This is a genomic window from Legionellales bacterium (assembly GCA_026125385.1).
In the GTDB taxonomy this organism is placed as follows: domain Bacteria; phylum Pseudomonadota; class Gammaproteobacteria; order JAHCLG01; family JAHCLG01; genus JAHCLG01.
In genome coordinates this window covers 62,744-79,000 of the sequence record JAHCLG010000004.1, presented here as the reverse complement: position 1 = coordinate 79,000, position 16,257 = coordinate 62,744, and the positions used below count along the sequence as shown (strand labels likewise).

Annotated in this window: 17 protein-coding genes; 8 read left to right on the top strand and 9 right to left on the bottom strand. The window is 40.1% G+C overall.

What is annotated here, in order from left to right; genetic code table 11:
• Positions 1-76: 76 nt before the first annotated feature.
• From KIT27_02710 to folC, 4 genes are all read right to left on the bottom strand, one after another.
• Positions 77-1,264, bottom strand: a complete 1,188-nt coding sequence (locus KIT27_02710; GenBank protein MCW5588555.1) for a hypothetical protein — start codon at positions 1,262-1,264, stop codon at positions 77-79.
• 254 nt (positions 1,265-1,518) lie between these two features.
• Entirely contained in the window at positions 1,519-1,794 is a 276-nt protein-coding gene (locus KIT27_02705; GenBank protein ID MCW5588554.1) for a type II toxin-antitoxin system YafQ family toxin, read from the bottom strand.
• Complete coding sequence (locus tag KIT27_02700) at positions 1,794-2,051, bottom strand: type II toxin-antitoxin system RelB/DinJ family antitoxin (GenBank protein MCW5588553.1); 258 nt, start codon at positions 2,049-2,051, stop codon at positions 1,794-1,796. The genes KIT27_02705 and KIT27_02700 overlap by 1 nt, the downstream gene beginning before the upstream one ends.
• 211 nt (positions 2,052-2,262) lie before the next feature.
• Entirely contained in the window at positions 2,263-3,528 is a 1,266-nt protein-coding gene (gene folC / locus KIT27_02695; protein ID MCW5588552.1) for a bifunctional tetrahydrofolate synthase/dihydrofolate synthase, read from the bottom strand.
• Between the two features lie 201 nt (positions 3,529-3,729).
• On the opposite strand from folC, the gene parE reads away from it, so the two are divergent.
• The 6 genes from parE (at position 3,730) to trmL (ending at position 11,148) form a co-directional block, all read left to right on the top strand.
• A complete protein-coding gene (parE, locus tag KIT27_02690) occupies positions 3,730-5,619 on the top strand; it encodes a DNA topoisomerase IV subunit B (protein MCW5588551.1) in 1,890 nt (629 codons plus the stop codon).
• Between the two features lie 14 nt (positions 5,620-5,633).
• Positions 5,634-7,883 carry a DNA topoisomerase IV subunit A gene (gene parC, locus KIT27_02685; protein MCW5588550.1) on the top strand — a complete coding sequence of 750 codons (2,250 nt, stop codon included), beginning with the start codon at positions 5,634-5,636 and terminating at the stop codon, positions 7,881-7,883.
• A 2-nt stretch (positions 7,884-7,885) separates the two neighbouring features.
• A complete protein-coding gene (locus KIT27_02680) occupies positions 7,886-8,359 on the top strand; it encodes a PH domain-containing protein (GenBank protein ID MCW5588549.1) in 474 nt (157 codons plus the stop codon).
• A gap of 266 nt (positions 8,360-8,625) precedes the next feature.
• The gene (locus KIT27_02675) at positions 8,626-9,867 is read left to right on the top strand and encodes a DUF1015 domain-containing protein (GenBank protein MCW5588548.1); all 1,242 of its coding nucleotides are present in this window, start codon (positions 8,626-8,628) and stop codon (positions 9,865-9,867) included.
• A 49-nt stretch (positions 9,868-9,916) separates the two neighbouring features.
• Positions 9,917-10,690 carry a VacJ family lipoprotein gene (locus KIT27_02670; GenBank protein MCW5588547.1) on the top strand — a complete coding sequence of 258 codons (774 nt, stop codon included), beginning with the start codon at positions 9,917-9,919 and terminating at the stop codon, positions 10,688-10,690.
• Complete coding sequence (trmL, locus tag KIT27_02665) at positions 10,690-11,148, top strand: tRNA (uridine(34)/cytosine(34)/5-carboxymethylaminomethyluridine(34)-2'-O)-methyltransferase TrmL (protein MCW5588546.1); 459 nt, start codon at positions 10,690-10,692, stop codon at positions 11,146-11,148. Before KIT27_02670 ends, trmL begins: the two co-directional genes overlap by 1 nt.
• Before the next feature lie 148 nt (positions 11,149-11,296).
• Here trmL and KIT27_02660 read toward each other — a convergent pair whose 3' ends face one another.
• The 4 genes from KIT27_02660 to KIT27_02645 are packed head-to-tail and all read right to left on the bottom strand — an operon-like array spanning position 11,297 to position 13,487.
• The gene (locus KIT27_02660; protein ID MCW5588545.1) at positions 11,297-12,310 is read right to left on the bottom strand and encodes an NAD(P)-dependent glycerol-3-phosphate dehydrogenase; all 1,014 of its coding nucleotides are present in this window, start codon (positions 12,308-12,310) and stop codon (positions 11,297-11,299) included.
• On the bottom strand, positions 12,297-12,752 hold the full coding sequence (gene secB / locus KIT27_02655; protein ID MCW5588544.1) for a protein-export chaperone SecB: 456 nt from the start codon (positions 12,750-12,752) through the stop codon (positions 12,297-12,299). The genes KIT27_02660 and secB overlap by 14 nt, the downstream gene beginning before the upstream one ends.
• Before the next feature lie 21 nt (positions 12,753-12,773).
• A complete protein-coding gene (gene grxC, locus KIT27_02650; protein MCW5588543.1) occupies positions 12,774-13,025 on the bottom strand; it encodes a glutaredoxin 3 in 252 nt (83 codons plus the stop codon).
• A 33-nt stretch (positions 13,026-13,058) separates the two neighbouring features.
• Entirely contained in the window at positions 13,059-13,487 is a 429-nt protein-coding gene (locus KIT27_02645) for a rhodanese-like domain-containing protein (GenBank protein MCW5588542.1), read from the bottom strand.
• Between the two features lie 86 nt (positions 13,488-13,573).
• On the opposite strand from KIT27_02645, the gene KIT27_02640 reads away from it, so the two are divergent.
• The gene (locus tag KIT27_02640) at positions 13,574-14,176 is read left to right on the top strand and encodes a short chain dehydrogenase (protein MCW5588541.1); all 603 of its coding nucleotides are present in this window, start codon (positions 13,574-13,576) and stop codon (positions 14,174-14,176) included.
• 221 nt (positions 14,177-14,397) lie between these two features.
• Positions 14,398-14,946, top strand: a complete 549-nt coding sequence (locus tag KIT27_02635; GenBank protein ID MCW5588540.1) for a hypothetical protein — start codon at positions 14,398-14,400, stop codon at positions 14,944-14,946.
• A 53-nt stretch (positions 14,947-14,999) separates the two neighbouring features.
• Here KIT27_02635 and KIT27_02630 read toward each other — a convergent pair whose 3' ends face one another.
• Positions 15,000-16,187: an ATP-binding protein gene (locus KIT27_02630; protein MCW5588539.1), complete on the bottom strand. Its 1,188-nt coding sequence runs from the start codon at positions 16,185-16,187 to the stop codon at positions 15,000-15,002.
• Positions 16,188-16,257 lie beyond the last annotated feature (70 nt).

The window sequence follows — 16,257 nt, the reverse complement described above, 5'->3', positions numbered from 1 at the left end:
GTCCTATGGGGTTAACTTGGCAAAAGGATAACATTAGCAAATCTTTAGTGCGAGTTTTTTATGTAGGTTAACCTGTTTAAGAATTAGGTTTAGGTGTCTTTGAACTGGTTATTTTAGGCATTGCTAAATATTGCTCATTCTGCATTGCCATTAACTTGAATGAATAGGCATTAGGATGTTTAGCGTTTTCTGTGGAGGCCTCCTCTGCGGCCTGCTGTAGTGGAGTGTTTGCTTCTTCATAGTTTTTTACCAAGTAGTGTCTTAAACCCGGGTGAAACGCTAACTCTACCGAAAGTCTCGGATCATTTGCTTTATAAATAAATAACTCGTTAGGAAATAGCTGCTCTGTGGGATCATTAATTAAAGCATTTATCAGCTTTCCCATTTGACAATCTAATCTTAAAAGTTCATCTAAGACCAATTTACTTCTTAACTCATGGTGAGTACTATTCGGAAGCAACTTCAGAAAAGCTTTTACATCCAGATAAGAAAAAAGCGTATGTTGAGATTGACTAGGTTTTTTTGCAAGTAAATTAATTTTTTTGATCGCCTCTTGTGAAAGCCAATTTCCAACCTGCTCGTTTTCATTAATAATCGAAATCAGTTTGGAGATATCATCTGCAGAAAAATTAGCAAGGGCACAAATTGAATTATCAATATCGCCTCGATACAAAAGTAAAAAATATTGACCTGAATAGCAGTGCAATAACTCATACTGTTCACTATAACAATTTTGTCGAACACCTTCTTCTTCATCTTCATTTTCAGGTTGTTGTGCATTTTTCGACTTACTGATTATTTCAAGCACCTCTTCTTGAATCTCTTGGTAATTTTTATAGGCTTCACTGAATAAATTTATCACAACTGGGTTTGAAGATTCATTTAATCGATGACTTACATTAATAAACCAGTTTGTTAATAAATATCGATATAAATTTGCTTTTATCATTTTAAAAAAACGATTTTCATGCAAAGGCTTTATTGCATCCACAAGCAAGCAAACCAGGGTGTAATCTACGGCAACATTTTGGTCTAATAATATTGATAATTTTTTCATAAACTGATCATAATTATCATTACTATTGAACTGCAGATCACTAATAATCTTAGAATATTTTTTGGATTTTATAGGGTCTTGTTGAGTAATTTGATTTAACGTTTCTTCGATTTTTTTTAATTCGGCTGCTTTTTCATTTTTAAGTTTCTCTTGCTCTTCTTGCATATCTTCTTTTTTTTGTTTATTTTGCAAATAATTGAAAAACATAAAAAATCTCCTTGCCAATAATTTAATTATTATCTTAACAAAGAGGATGACATTAAGAGTTAGTCAAGCATACTGGAAATATGAGGGAAAAAGTTACTAGCAGGTGTAATCTGTTGGCTTATGTTTCATATGCATATTTTTTAAATAAAAAATAAAAACACCTGAAAAATGCTTGATGAGGCGCGTGATGAGGCGTTGCCAATATGCAGATGACTACCGAGAAGTTAAAATTAAAAAACCCGTTATCTCTTAATCTAATTAAATAAATCTGCATGCGTCCCTGTCCGCTCAAGTCGCAACGTAGTTTCAGTTAGCACATAAATCAGCAGCCAATCCGGCTCAATATGACACTCGCGAGTATTTTTATATTGACCAACAAGAAAATGATCTCGATATTTCTCAGCAAGTTTTTCGCCATAGCTTAGCAATTGAATTACTGTTTTTATTTTTTCGATATTTTTCCCCCGTTTGACTATTTTTTTAAAATCCTTTTTAAACTGATTAGAACGCTCAATAATCCGCATCGTAATCAATTTTCCAAGTCATTAAATAAATCGTTTATAGAATTAAATGATTTTAGATTTTTCCCTTTAGCACTTTCTTGTAATGTTTTATGAGTGACCTTATTTGGCACTTTAATTTCAAAGGGTAAACCATTATGTAATTTGATTTGCTTAAATAAGGCATTGATGGCGTCGGACATGGTGAGACCGAGATCTCCTAAAATATGATCAACATCTTGTTTTAAATCTTGGTTGACACGCGCCCTAACAATACTGTTTTTCATATGTTTAAACTCCCATAGTATATAGTAAATTATATGCTACAATGTGGTTACAAATCAAGCAAGAATAGATAATATAACCATGACAATTCACGATACGGGTTTTCTTTGCTTGGGTGTGGAAGTTATTGAATATTAGAGCAATGGGTATCAGATATTTGCGCATAAAGCTGTTGGGTTTCGGTGCTCCTCAACCCAACAACCTCTAAACTTTTTATGCGGCATGTTCGTGTTTGCTGGCGTGTAAACCTTTAGCGACGGTAATAAACGAACCAAAAACTAAAACAATTTCATTGTCTTCACAATCGTCTTTGGCGTGTTGGAGTGCATCTTCTATGCTTGGGAAACTGAGATAATCATCTACCTCTAATTGTTTTAAGATTTTTTGTAATTTTTCGCAGGAAGCTCCTCGTTCAACATCAAGACCCGAGATATACCATTTCACCACGTGTTGTTGAAAAGTCTTCAAACATTTGGGAATGTCTTTATCTTTTAGCATTCCCACGACCGCACGAATGCGTTTATTGGGAAAATTTTGTTTTACTTTTTGCATTAAATTTTCACACGATTGTGGATTATGCGCGACATCAAATACGGTAGTCACTTCATCATCCATCACCTGAAACCTTCCTGGTAATTCTGCTGCTTGAATTCCTTGATAAATGGCTGGTTTATTAACGTTCATAGTATCCTCTAAAATAGTGATTGCCATTAATGCGATCGCGACATTATCCAAGTCGAGACGGCAAAACGGCAATTGACAAAATTTACAAACTTCCCCCAAATTCCATCGCCAATTTTCATTGGCCATGTCATAAGAAAACTCTTTCCCTAAACGATACAACGGTGCTTTTAAACGTTGCGCTTGGCTTAGAATGGCATGTGGCGGTGCTGGCATGCCACAAATAACCGGTTTCTCTGCGCGCATAATGCCCGCTTTATGTTCTGCTATAGCTTCAATGCTATCGCCTAACCATTGCTGATGTTCTAACGAGACTGTGGTAATAATGGCGATATCGGCATCGACAATATTCACCGCATCGTCGCGCCCGCCCATTCCCACTTCCAGCAAAACAATATCTAACGGTGTTTGCTGAAATAACCACAGTGCGCCCAAGGTTAAAAATTCAAACGGCGTAAGCGTTATCGCGCCACGCGCCACTTCGATTGACGCGAATGCCGAACACAATGCGGACTCGCTCACCTCTTGGTTATTCAGCAGGATTTGATCGGTATAACGTAATAATTCCGGTGACGTAAAACTACCGGTGCGATACCCTGCGGCGTGATAAATCGAACGTAAACTCGTCACCGTGGAGCCTTTACCGTTGGTGCCGGTTACCATTATCACTGGACAATTAAAACGAGTTACCTTCAAGCGTTCGGCAACGGCTTTAATTCGATCCAAACCTAGGTCGATTGTGGTTGGATGCATGGCTTTAATATAGTGAAGCCATTGTGTTAAGTTTTGTGCTGGCATATAGACTTATAGCTGTCTACTCAATTAAGCCGTAGTGTAGAGGGATTTTGCCGACAGCGCAAGAGCTAACCGCACTTTTTTCTGTACGATAGTCGGTAAATAAGAGATTATCCCCCCGAGCATTTAGCAAACGAATAAAATTGCTTATTTCTTCCCACGGTTGTTAGAATACGTTTTTTCTCATCCTGAAATCTAAATTCTATGAGCACAACTACTTATAATGCGGAATCTATTGAGGTCTTAAGTGGCTTAGAACCGGTGCGCAAACGCCCGGGGATGTATACCGATACCTCGCGCCCCAATCATCTTGCCCATGAAGTCGTCGATAACAGTGTGGATGAAGCCATGAGTGGTTTTGCTAAACACATTCAAGTGACTTTACACGAAGATGGTTCGTTAGAAGTCAGCGATGATGGACGCGGCATGCCCGTCGATATTCATCCTAAACACAAAGTATCGGGTGTCGAATTAATCTTAACTCGTCTTCATTCTGGAGCGAAATTCTCTAACGAAAACTATCGGTTTTCGGGCGGTTTACATGGTGTTGGGGTTTCGGTAGTGAATGCCTTGTCCCTGCGCTTAGATGTCACCGTGCGTAAACAGGGAAAAATTTACACGATGAGTTTTGCCCAAGGTGAAAAAACGGGAAAATTAAAAGAAACGGGTACCACTACTAAACGCGATAATGGCACCACCATTCGTTTTTGGCCTGATCCTCAATTTTTCGATACCGTAAAATTTTCGCTCTCACGCTTTAAACATTATTTACGCGCCAAAGCGGTTTTATGTCCAGGTTTACGCATTTCTTTAACCGATAAAATTAATCAAGAACAAGAAGAGTGGTATTTTGAAAATGGTGTCGGTGAATATTTAATCAATAGTTTAGGTAATTTTCTAAAAATTCCCGAAGAGCCATTTATTGGCAATTTTACCAGTAATAATGAATGTGCTGAATGGGCTGTCTTATGGTTACCTGAAGGCGGTGAAGTGATCGCCGAAAGTTATGTTAATACCATTCCCACGCCGCAAGGTGGCACCCATGTCAATGGATTACGCACTGGCGTACTCGAAGCCATTCGTGAATTTTGTGAACTCCGCAATTTATTGCCTCGCGGAGTAAAAATTACCGCGGAAGATATTTGGGATAATTGTTGCTATATATTAGCTGTTAAATTACTCGATCCGCAATTTGCGGGACAAACCAAAGAACGCTTATCCTCACGCGAATGCGCAGCCTTTGTTTCCGGTGTGACGAAAGATGCTTTTAGTTTATGGTTAAATCAACACGCCAGCATTGGTGAAAGTATTGCAGAAATGGCCATTCACAATGCGCAAAAACGTTTAAAATTAGCCAAAAAAATCGAACGTAAAAAAATTGCCAGTGGTCCTGCATTACCCGGAAAATTAGCCGATTGTGTGAGCCAAGATCCCATGCGTGGCGAATTATTTCTGGTGGAAGGTGATTCGGCAGGCGGCTCTGCCAAACAAGCCCGCGATCGCGAAACCCAAGCCATCATGCCGTTACGCGGAAAAATTTTGAATACTTGGGAAGTCGATTCCAATCAAATTTTAAGCTCGCAAGAAATTCAAGATATTTCTATCGCCATTGGTTTAGAACCAGGTGCTAGCGATTTATCGTCTTTGCGTTATGGAAAAATTTGTATTTTAGCCGATGCCGATTCCGACGGCTCACACATTGCAACGTTATTATGTGCCCTCTTCATGCGACATTTTCGCGCACTCGTAGAAGCCGGTCATGTATTTATTGCCATGCCACCGCTTTATCGCATCGATCTCGGTAAAGAAGTTTTTTACGCCTTAGACGATGCCGAGAAACAAGGCATCCTCGATCGCATTGCCGCTGAACATAAAAAAGGAAAAATCAGTGTGCAACGTTTCAAAGGATTAGGTGAAATGAATCCTCAACAATTGCGCGAAACCACAATGTCTCCAGACACTCGCCGTTTAATGCGTCTAACGCTAGAACAGGGTGATGATACCCAGCAAATGATGGATATGTTATTAGCCAAAAAACGCGCCAATGATCGTAAAAATTGGTTAGAAACCAAAGGCGATTTAGCCGAAGTTTAACAGGAAATGAATGTATGAGCATGGTTGAATTTAATGATACTGTAGAAAATATTCCCTTAAAATTATTTACTGAAAAAGCCTATCTTGATTATTCAATGTATGTGATTTTAGATCGCGCGCTGCCACACATTGGCGATGGCTTAAAACCCGTACAACGTCGAATTGTCTATGCCATGAGCGAGCTCGGCTTAAAGGCCAGTGCAAAATTTAAAAAATCAGCGCGCACCGTCGGAGATGTCTTAGGTAAATTTCATCCTCATGGCGACAGTGCGTGTTATGAAGCCATGGTGATTATGGCGCAATCATTTACCTATCGTTACCCTTTAATTATTGGTCAAGGTAATTGGGGATCGCCAGATGATCCGAAATCGTTCGCCGCCATGCGTTACACGGAAGCAAAATTATCGCACTATGCTAGCGTACTCTTAAGCGAACTCGATCAAGGCACGGTCGATTTTACCGCGAATTTTGATGGTACCTTAGACGAACCCAAAGTATTACCCTCGCGCTTACCCAACGTGTTATTAAATCCAACCACCGGCATCGCCGTGGGCATGGCTACCGACATTCCACCGCATAATTTAACCGAAGTCGGCAAAGCCTGTATTTATGTCTTAGAAAATCCGCAAGCTGTCTTAAGTGATATTACCAAAATTATTAAAGGCCCCGATTATCCTACTTCCGCAGAAATCATTACCTCTAAAGCCGATATAAAACAACTTTATAAAACGGGTAATGGTAGTATTCGCATGCGCGCCGTTTATGCCTTAGAAGACGATGCCATTGTAATCACTGCCTTACCGCATCAAGTCTCGGGTAATAAAATCATGGAACAAATCGCCCAACAAATGCAGGCGAAAAAATTACCCATGGTCGAAGATTTACGCGATGAATCCGATCATGAAAATCCCACGCGTTTAGTGATTGAGCCCCGCAATAATAAAGTCGATATCGAAAAATTAATGGCGCATCTCTTTGCTACCACCGATTTAGAGCGCACTTATCGCGTTAATTTTAATGTCATCGGATTAAATGGTCGGCCACAAGTAAAAAATTTATTACAAATCATTCAAGAATGGCTCGAGTTTCGTAAAGAAACCGTCAAACGCCGTTTACAACATCGCTTACATAAAGTTTTAGATCGCTTACACGTATTAGATGGTTTACTAATTGCTTTTTTAAATATTGATGAAGTGATTCATATTATCCGCACGGAAGACGATCCCAAACAGGCATTGATAAAAAAATATCATTTAAGCGAACGTCAAGCAGAAGCGATTCTAGAAATTAAATTACGGCAATTAGCCAAACTCGAAGAAATTAAAATTCGCGCGGAACAACAAGAACTCAGTGCAGAACGCGATACCTTAGAAAACACCTTAAAATCAGCGCAACGGTTAACTGCATTAATTAAATCGGAAATCGAAGCGGATATTGCTGAACATGGCGATAAACGACGCACGCCGATTGTCGAACGCGAACAAGCACAAGCATTAAATGACATTGAAGTAATCCCTACTGAACCTGTTACCATTGTCTTATCCAAAAAAGGTTGGGTGCGTTCTGCTAAAGGCCATGATATTGATCCCACTAAATTAAGTTATAAAGCTGGAGATGAGTTTTTAATCAGCGCCCTGGCTAAAAGCAATGAACAATCTGTTTATATCGATACTACGGGTCGTTCTTATTCTATTCCTAATCACATGTTACCGTCAGCGCGCGGTCAGGGCGAACCTTTAACGAAACGTTTATCCCCTCCTCTAGGCGCAGAATTTGTAGGCATGATCAGTGGTAGTAGTGAACAATTAATTGTATTAGCCAGTGATGCTGGATATGGATTTATTGTTAAACTCGAAGAATTATATTGTAAAAATAAAAATGGTAAAGCCATTATTAAAGCCCCAGAAGGCTGCTTAATTTTACCACCACGCGTCATTCAAGATTTTCAAGCAAACTATTTAATCAGTGTCACCAACGAAGGTAGGATGCTAGTTTTCCCAGTAGCGGAACTTCCACAATTAAATAAAGGCAAAGGTAATAAAATTATAAATATTCCAGCGGATCGCGCTAAATCTCGCGAAGAATTTTTACGCGATATCGCCATTATGGGTGAAAATGATAAATTAACTCTCTTTGCTGGAAAACGTAAACTAACGTTAAAATTAAGTGATTTAGAACATTATCATGGAGAGCGCGGACGCCGTGGTCATAAATTACCGCGTGGTTTTGAAAAAGTAGACTCATTACAAGTAGGGAGTATGTAATTATGAGTTATATTGATAATAATTTATTAGTCAGTGAACATGTGTTGTATCGCGCTAAAACACATAAAATTATTTTTTTCACCGCGTGTATTTGGTTAGCACTTACTTTAATATTAGTTTCTTTGCATAAGCTCTTAGCATTGATTGGAATTATTACCTTTATAGTCGCGATTTATGATTTTCTAAAATCACTGATCCGCTATACCACTTCTGAATTTGCCCTCACCAATAAACGCGTTTTAGTTAAAATTGGTTTTATTCGTCGTCAATCGGTCGAAACATTTTTACAAAAAATTGAAGGCATTCAAGTTGATCAGGGAATTTTAGGACGTATTTTTAATTATGGTACGATTATTGTGTGTGGTACGGGAGGCACGCGCGATCGTTATTCATTAATTGAAAAACCCTTAGAATTTCGTCGTCGCGTGCAAGAGCAAGTTGAAATTGCGTTGAATCATCAAGAACATCAAGAATAATGCACAAAATGTCGCTGTGGTAGGGGTGTTGACAATTCGTTGTAATGAGCCATAGCTCGTTGATTTTTGCACACTAGCGTAACCTTGACACGCAGAAAAATGAACAACGAAACACCATAAATTAACGAGATACCGCCAGCACAATAAAATTGTCAACACGCCCTGGATTTTTGCGCTATTTTATTCTCCAGGAGTTTCGCACTGAAAGTGCGAAACTCCTGTTCTCATGCTAAGCTTAATAAAAGGAAAAAGTGAGTAAGGGATTTATGAATTTAGTTAACCCATTTGCTGGTATTCGCCCGTTAAGCGAATATGTCGATGAAATCATTGCTCCACCCTATGATGTCATTAATCGTATTGAAGCTTACGATTTTGCCCGCAATCGGCCGTGGAATTTTTTGCATGTTTCAAAACCTGAAATCGATTTAAGCTTTGATATCGATCAATACGATCCACGTGTCTACGCCAAAGGCATGGAAAATTACCGGCAACTACTTGCAGCCGGCATTTTACAACCCGATCCCAAACCCTATTATTATCTTTATCGTTTAACCACTGATGATCATGCACAGACAGGTTTAGTGGCAGCGGTTAGCATCGATGCCTATTTAAATAATCGCGTGATTAAACACGAATTAACCCGACCCGCCAAAGAATTGGATCGCGTGCGGCATATTACTTCTGTTAATGCGCAAGTTTCACCGGTATTACTCACCTATCGTTCACAACCGAAAATTAACGATTTAATCACCACGATTATTACACAACAAGCCCCCAACTTTTCCACCTTTGATGATGATGAAATACAGCACGAATTTTGGGTCATTGATAATCCTAATATTATTCACCAAATAAGCTTATTATTTAATAATATTAATTTTTTATATATTGCCGATGGGCATCATCGCACGGCTGCCGCCGCACAAGTTGCAGAAATGCGAGCAAAAAATTTAAAGCATCAACATGGCGCACATAATTATTTTTTAGCGGCCTTATTCCCAAGCGATCAATTAAAAATTTTAAGTTATAATCGTCTAGTATTAAATTTCGGTCAATTAACTTATTCCGATTTTTTAAAACGCATTGAAGAAATTTGCGATATCCACGAAGAAGATGAGGCAATTACGCCTAAACATCCCCTTGAAATCGGTTTATATCTCGATTCACGTTGGTTCCGTTTAGAGTTCCCAGAACAATTAATCAAACATGCCGATCCTATCGCGAAATTAGCGGTCAGTTTATTAGATCGTCATATTTTACAAGATATTTTAGGCATTATGGATTCGCGGACTGATCAACGCCTTGAGTTTGTGGGTGGTCAACACAGTATCGATGACATTGAAGATTTAGTTGATGGCGGCGAAGCGGTAGCTGGATTTAGCCTTTATCCCACCAGCATTGAGGAATTAATGACAATTGCCGATCAGGGCGCGATTATGCCACCGAAGTCCACCTGGTTCGATCCTAAACTTGCCGATGGATTAATTTGTTTAAGTCTTGATTCTTAAGCCCATCACTGATACAAAAGCACATAGGGTTTTTGAGTGAGGGTTTAACGTGAAATCATTTCTGACAACATGCAGTTTGTGCTTGGTGAGTTTAGTATTATCGGCTTGCGCCACCGTAAAGAATTCCCCTCAAGATCCCAGTGATCCCTACGAAGCATTTAATCGTCAAAGTTATCAATTCAACGAAGATCTCGATACCACATTTTTAAAACCCGTTGCCGAAGTTTATCAAAAATTATTACCATGGACGGTGCGCGCAGGGGTTACCAATGTTTTTAATAATTTAGCGGAAATTCCTACTGTTGCGAATGATTTATTACAAATAAATCCAGCACAAGCTCTGCATGATACTGGTCGCTTTGCCATTAATTCCACCATTGGTGTGGGTGGAATTTTCGATACGGCAAAACACATGGGATTAAAACCGCATAGCGAAGATTTTGGTTTAACCTTAGCACGCTGGGGTTGGACTCGCTCACCCTATTTAGTGATCCCGTTTCTCGGCCCCAGTACAGTGCGCGATGCCATCGGCATTCCAGTCGATTATTATGCCTTTACCATTTATCCTCATTTAAAATCGAAAGTCACTTATTCACTATTAGCCTTGGACGGATTAAATTATCGCGCCAGTTTGCTCAGTGCTGAAGAAGTTGTCGATCAAGCAGCACTTGATCCGTATGTGTTTTTCCGCGACGCTTATTTCCAACGTCGACAAAAAATGATCCAGCAAAATTACGCTCGTTCAACCACGACTGCCACCAGCGAAAATCATGCCACTAGTGCGGAAGAAGAGGATGTCTTAAGCGGGATTGACACAAACTAATGGTACACGTTGCTTTATTAGAACCTGAAATCCCTCCCAATACGGGAAATATTATTCGTTTATGTGCTAATTGTGGTGCTCATTTACATTTAATTAAACCGCTAGGATTTGCCTTAGAAGATAAACAATTACGTCGCGCTGGATTAGATTATCATGATTTAGCCAATGTTAAGATTCATGAAACTATCGATGAATTTTTTTTGCAAACTTCCTCGCAACGAATTTTTGCCTGTTCGACAAAGGGTAAAAAAATGTATACCGAGGTGAATTATCAAGACAATGATATTTTATTATTTGGCGCAGAGACGCGTGGTTTGCCTAATAATATAATTGAGCAGTTTAATCAGCAAAATACCTGTATCCGCATTCCCATGAAACCCAATAATCGCAGTTTAAATTTATCCAATGCCTGCGCGATTATTTTATTTGAAGCCTGGCGCCAGCTAGGATTTAATTAATTGATGTAGCCTGGAACAGAGCGCAGTGTAACCTGGAACGCAGCGCAGGGTAGCCTGGAACGCAGCGCAGCGGAGATCCAGGATCGGTGTTTTAAAGATGCTCTGGATCCTGGATCTCCGCTGCGCTCCGTTCCAGGCTACAGCTACGTCAATTTTCATCTTTAGGAATACGAGCTAATAACGTTTGCACTGCTTTTTGCACGGTTTGGTGGTGATATAATACTTGGAAAACTTGTTCGCAGATCGGCATTTCAATCTGGTATTGCGTCGCTAATTGAAAAATTTCTTGGCTAGTATTAATTCCCTCAATGGTTCTAGCTATCATTTGTTTCGCTTCAATCAGAGATTTCCCTTCGCCTAAGGCGATACCAAATCGTCGATTACGCGATTGATTATCGCTACAGGTTAAAATTAAATCGCCTAATCCAGCTAAATTTAAGAGTGTTTCTTCTTCTGCGCCTAATGCTTTACCTAAACGCCGCATTTCGGTAAATCCACGCGTCATTAATCCAGCACGCGCATTCATGCCAAACCCTAAACCATCACTGATCCCGACGGCAATTGCTAAAACATTCTTAACCGCACCACCAATCGCAACACCCACTAAATCGGTTGAGGTATATACGCGAAAATACGGCGTATGAAAATACGCCTGCCATTGTTGCGCATAACGAAGAGAATTAGCTGCAATGGTCACTGCCGTGGGTTTTTGTTCAGCAACTTCCGCAGCAAAAGAAGGCCCCGATAAAACCGCGATATCGCGTTGCCCTAAATACTCAATCACCAATTCATGTAAAAATTTTCCTGAATCAGGATCGAGCCCCTTGGTTGCGAAAGCAAGTTGATGATGTTTTTTTAGCAACGGTTTTAATTGAGCCAAACAAGCGCTGAAACCATGAGAAGGGATCACAATTAACACGCCAACAACGTGTTGTAATACCCATTCAAGATCGGCATGTGGAATTAAATTCGCTGGAAAATTTGCATTGGGTAAATATTTTTGATTACAACCGGTCTGTTGTAAGTTGGCGATGTGTGACGCATCGCGCCCCCACAAAAAAACCTGATGATGTTTACGCGCCAAGGCAATGGCTAGCGCAGTTCCCCAAGAACCTGCGCCAAGCACTGCAATGGATGAAGACAAATTATTATTGCCCACCATTTTTCTTTTGTTTCAAATGCTCTGCATACACAGCATCGAAATTAATGGGAGCTAAATACAGTTGTGGGAAGCTGCCGCGTGTGACGATATCGGAAACCGTTTCGCGCAAATAAGGAAATAAAATGGTTGGGCAGAAACTACCAAGAATTCCTTCTTTTTGTTCGCCCTCGATGCCTGAAATAGTGAAAATTCCAGACTGTTTTACTTCCACTAAAAATGCCACTTTTTTGTCAACTTCTGCCGTGACAGTTACTGCTAAAGTGACTTCGTAATTGTTATCGCTTAATTCATTATGCGATGTATTCAATTCAAATTTAACTTCAGGTTTCCATTCACCACGAAATACTTCTGGTGCATTGGGAGATTCAAAGGATAAATCTTTGACATAAATTCGTTGAATTGCAAATTCTGGTTTATTATCAGTGTTAGCATCATTCACCATGATTATTTCCCCTTGTAAAAATTAAGCTAGTAATTCGTCTAATTTACCTTCACTATCGAGCGCGTATAAATCGTCGCAACCACCAATGTGTTGTTGGTTGATAAAAATTTGTGGAACCGTATGGCGGTTACTGAGTTGTTCCATCTCACGGCGTTTTTCAGGATCATTATCCACACTAATCTCGGTAAATGTTGCATTTTTTTGCTGCAATAATTGGCGTGCCCGTATGCAATAAGGACAGGTACTTTTGGTATAAATAATAATTTCTGCCATGATTTTTTATCCACTCAAAATAATAAGGCTAACTTATTCTGTAACCATAGGCAAATTTTCACTTTGCCAAGCTTGCATACCACCTTGTAATATTCGTACGTCGGTGAAACCTTGCGCTTTTAATTGTTTAACAAATTTAGCTGCCTGCTGACCATATTGATCGCAAATGATGATGGGTTTTTCACGATGTTTATTTAATTTTTTGATTTGCTTCTCAACGTCGTTGGCCTGAAAGTGCAACGCATTTAACACATGCCCCTGTTTAAATACCGATTCATCCCGTATGTCGAGAATTACAGCATCGCTACTGTTGATTAATCGAATGGCTTCTGCGGTGGAAACCTTCTGCCCGCCGCCTTGTGCTGAAATGAATTCATAAGCGATAATAATTATCATCAGGGTTATGGCCATAGCAACCAGCACCCAGTGATTATGAATAAATTCGATAACTTGATGATCCATGGTTTGATTACTTAAGATTAGAAAGGCAGAAAGTATACCGAAGCTCATGAGCTTAAGCCAGAATTTATTAATTTAAGGAGACAATCATGAAAATATTAGTGGTAGGCGGATCGGGCACAATTGGTCAGGCGATTGTTAAAAACTTAAGTGAACGTCACCAAATTGTCGTCGCCAATGCCCATTCCGGTGATGCGCAAGTGGATTTAAGCGACGCACATTCAATTAAAACCCTCTATGAAAAAATTGGGTCGGTCGATGCCGTGGTGTGTGCCGCAGGGCTCGTCCATTTCGACGACTTAACCGCTATGACACCGGAGTTATTCAAAATTGGTTTAGAGAATAAATTAATGGGACAAGTGAATTTAGTCTTACACGGTCTCAATCATGTAAACGATCGAGGTTCATTTACCCTGATTAGTGGCTTGTTAAATCGCGATCCCATTCGCTATGGCGTTTCAGCTGCGATGGTAAATGGGGCGTTAGAAGGATTTGTGACCGGTGCCGCCATTGAAATGCCGCGTAGTTTACGCATTAATTTAGTCAGTCCCACGGTAGTCAAAGAATCCTTGCCGGCGTATGAAACGTATTTCCGCGGTTATCCGCCGGTAGAAGCGCAAGTGGTTGCAGCGGCCTTTGAGAAATGTGTCGAAGGTTTGCAAACCGGTCAAGTGCTACGAGTGGGTTGGTGATATTCTCGGTGTTCCATGGAGGTTTCTCATTTACCATAGCACCTATCAATTACCCCTAAATAAAAAAATTTTAAATCAATGTGTTACAGTATCTTGCTGTTTGGCCGCAGGAGAAAGTTTTATGATAGAACGCCGTAAGTTGCAAAACGCAAGACGCAAGTATTCACAAATCATGATTTATGCTATAGTTTAAATAATTAAACAAAAAATAGGATAGGATAATGAAAACCATTGCTGCTTGTATCATGATTTTAGGTTTGACGTCTTTAAGTTCCATGTCACTAGCAGCGGATGCACCAGTTGATTGCACGGCTGGCCCTATTACTATCACACTTCCTTCTATGAATTCTATGACTGGCAACATAACCACCATGGCTAATCCACCAATACCCGATTCTTGTACAGACATTCCGGTCGATGGTATGAATGCGACAGCCCAATGCTCAGTGAAGGGTAGATCACATATTTTTGGGCAACTTGGGCCTGATGTAAACTACACTTACAATTGCCAAATAAACGCTCCTTTTAACGGTGTATCATTAAGTGTAGCATCCTCCCCCATCGTTGCTGGTACGTGTTTTCGACTAGGTGACTTTTCTAGTACGGTAATAAACTTATCGGGAACTCCTCCATATCCGTCAGGACTTCCTTTACAGAATACAACTGGGCAGCCTCAAGCCATTTCAATGATTGTTCACGCCAATCCTCCTATCATGACAGGGCCAGGAGCAACGGTGACATGTACTTTCACGGATGTTACCCCACGCTGAAGCGCAAGGAATCAGCACTTGATCAGGCCAAGATTGGAAATTTTACATGGTCATCAGAGTATTTCTAATTCTGGAATTACTCGCTTTATATAATCACTAAATAAAGGCACAGTAAACGCATTATCGCCGTGCGCTGGGCTATAAATCATTCCTTTGGCAATTAAACTTGCACGGGTTGGTGCCACGGCTTGGACTTCACGTTTTAGCAAATGCGCAATATCGCCCGAACGGCGTAAATTTAAATCTAATTCAGCCATCGCCCTCAGATATTTTTTTTCTTGAGGTGTTAAACGATCAAAACGCACACGGAAAAAACTCATATCAAGTTCAGTGATGGCTAACTCTGTCGCTAACTTTACATCGTTAAGTGTAATAGGTGATCGTTGCGCCACTTGCCAACTGTGTTTACCCCACTCTTGAATAAAATAGGGGTAGGATTGTGTTTGTTTTAAAATTTCGTCCAAGGCAACTTTTGCAAACTTAACTTTCAGCTTTTTGGCCGGCACTTCAAGCGCTGCTTTTGCAGCAATTTCACTTAAAGGGCCAATTTCAGGATATTCAAATAAGCGTTCAGCGTAGGATTTTGCACGCCCTGCTTGCCCCACTAATTGTGGTAATCCCGCTCCAATTAATAATACAGGAAGGCGTTGTTGCGCGCATTTATGCAGTGCCATAATTAATGCCGCAAATTGATCTTCTTTAATATACTGAATTTCATCGATAAATAATGCCAAGGCCGTATGGTGAGCTTGAACTGTTTTTCCTATTTCAAGGAAAAGTTCTACTAAATCATGTTCCAAATCGCCGGAATCCGCAATACCTGGTTGTTTACCTAGATCGACTCCAAACTCGACATCATCATATTTCACTTTCATTGCTGTCACAAAACCACCCAGTACTCGCAATGCTTTTTGGGCTAATTGACCCATGGCGGCTACGCGATTAAGTCTCAATAATACGGCGCGTAATGCTGGTATAAGTAATGCAGGTAATGAGCGTTTTTCAGGTGTTTCAATTGTTACTACCGCAAAATCGTTAGCTTGTGCTTCTTGAGCAATTCGATTTAACAATACGGTTTTTCCCACTCCACGCAATCCGACCAAAACAATTCCCCGCGCAGATAGCCCGTTGCGGCAACGATCTAAGGCAATAGCCGCTTTTTCGATAATGTCCTCTCGCCCCGCCAACTCGGGTGGTTGCGTACCTGCGCCAGGGGCATATGGGTTAGTGCGTGGATCCATATATAACAATCTTAGCTAATGTTATGAATTTTTTATAAACTACCATAACTTTTCATAAACTACCATAACT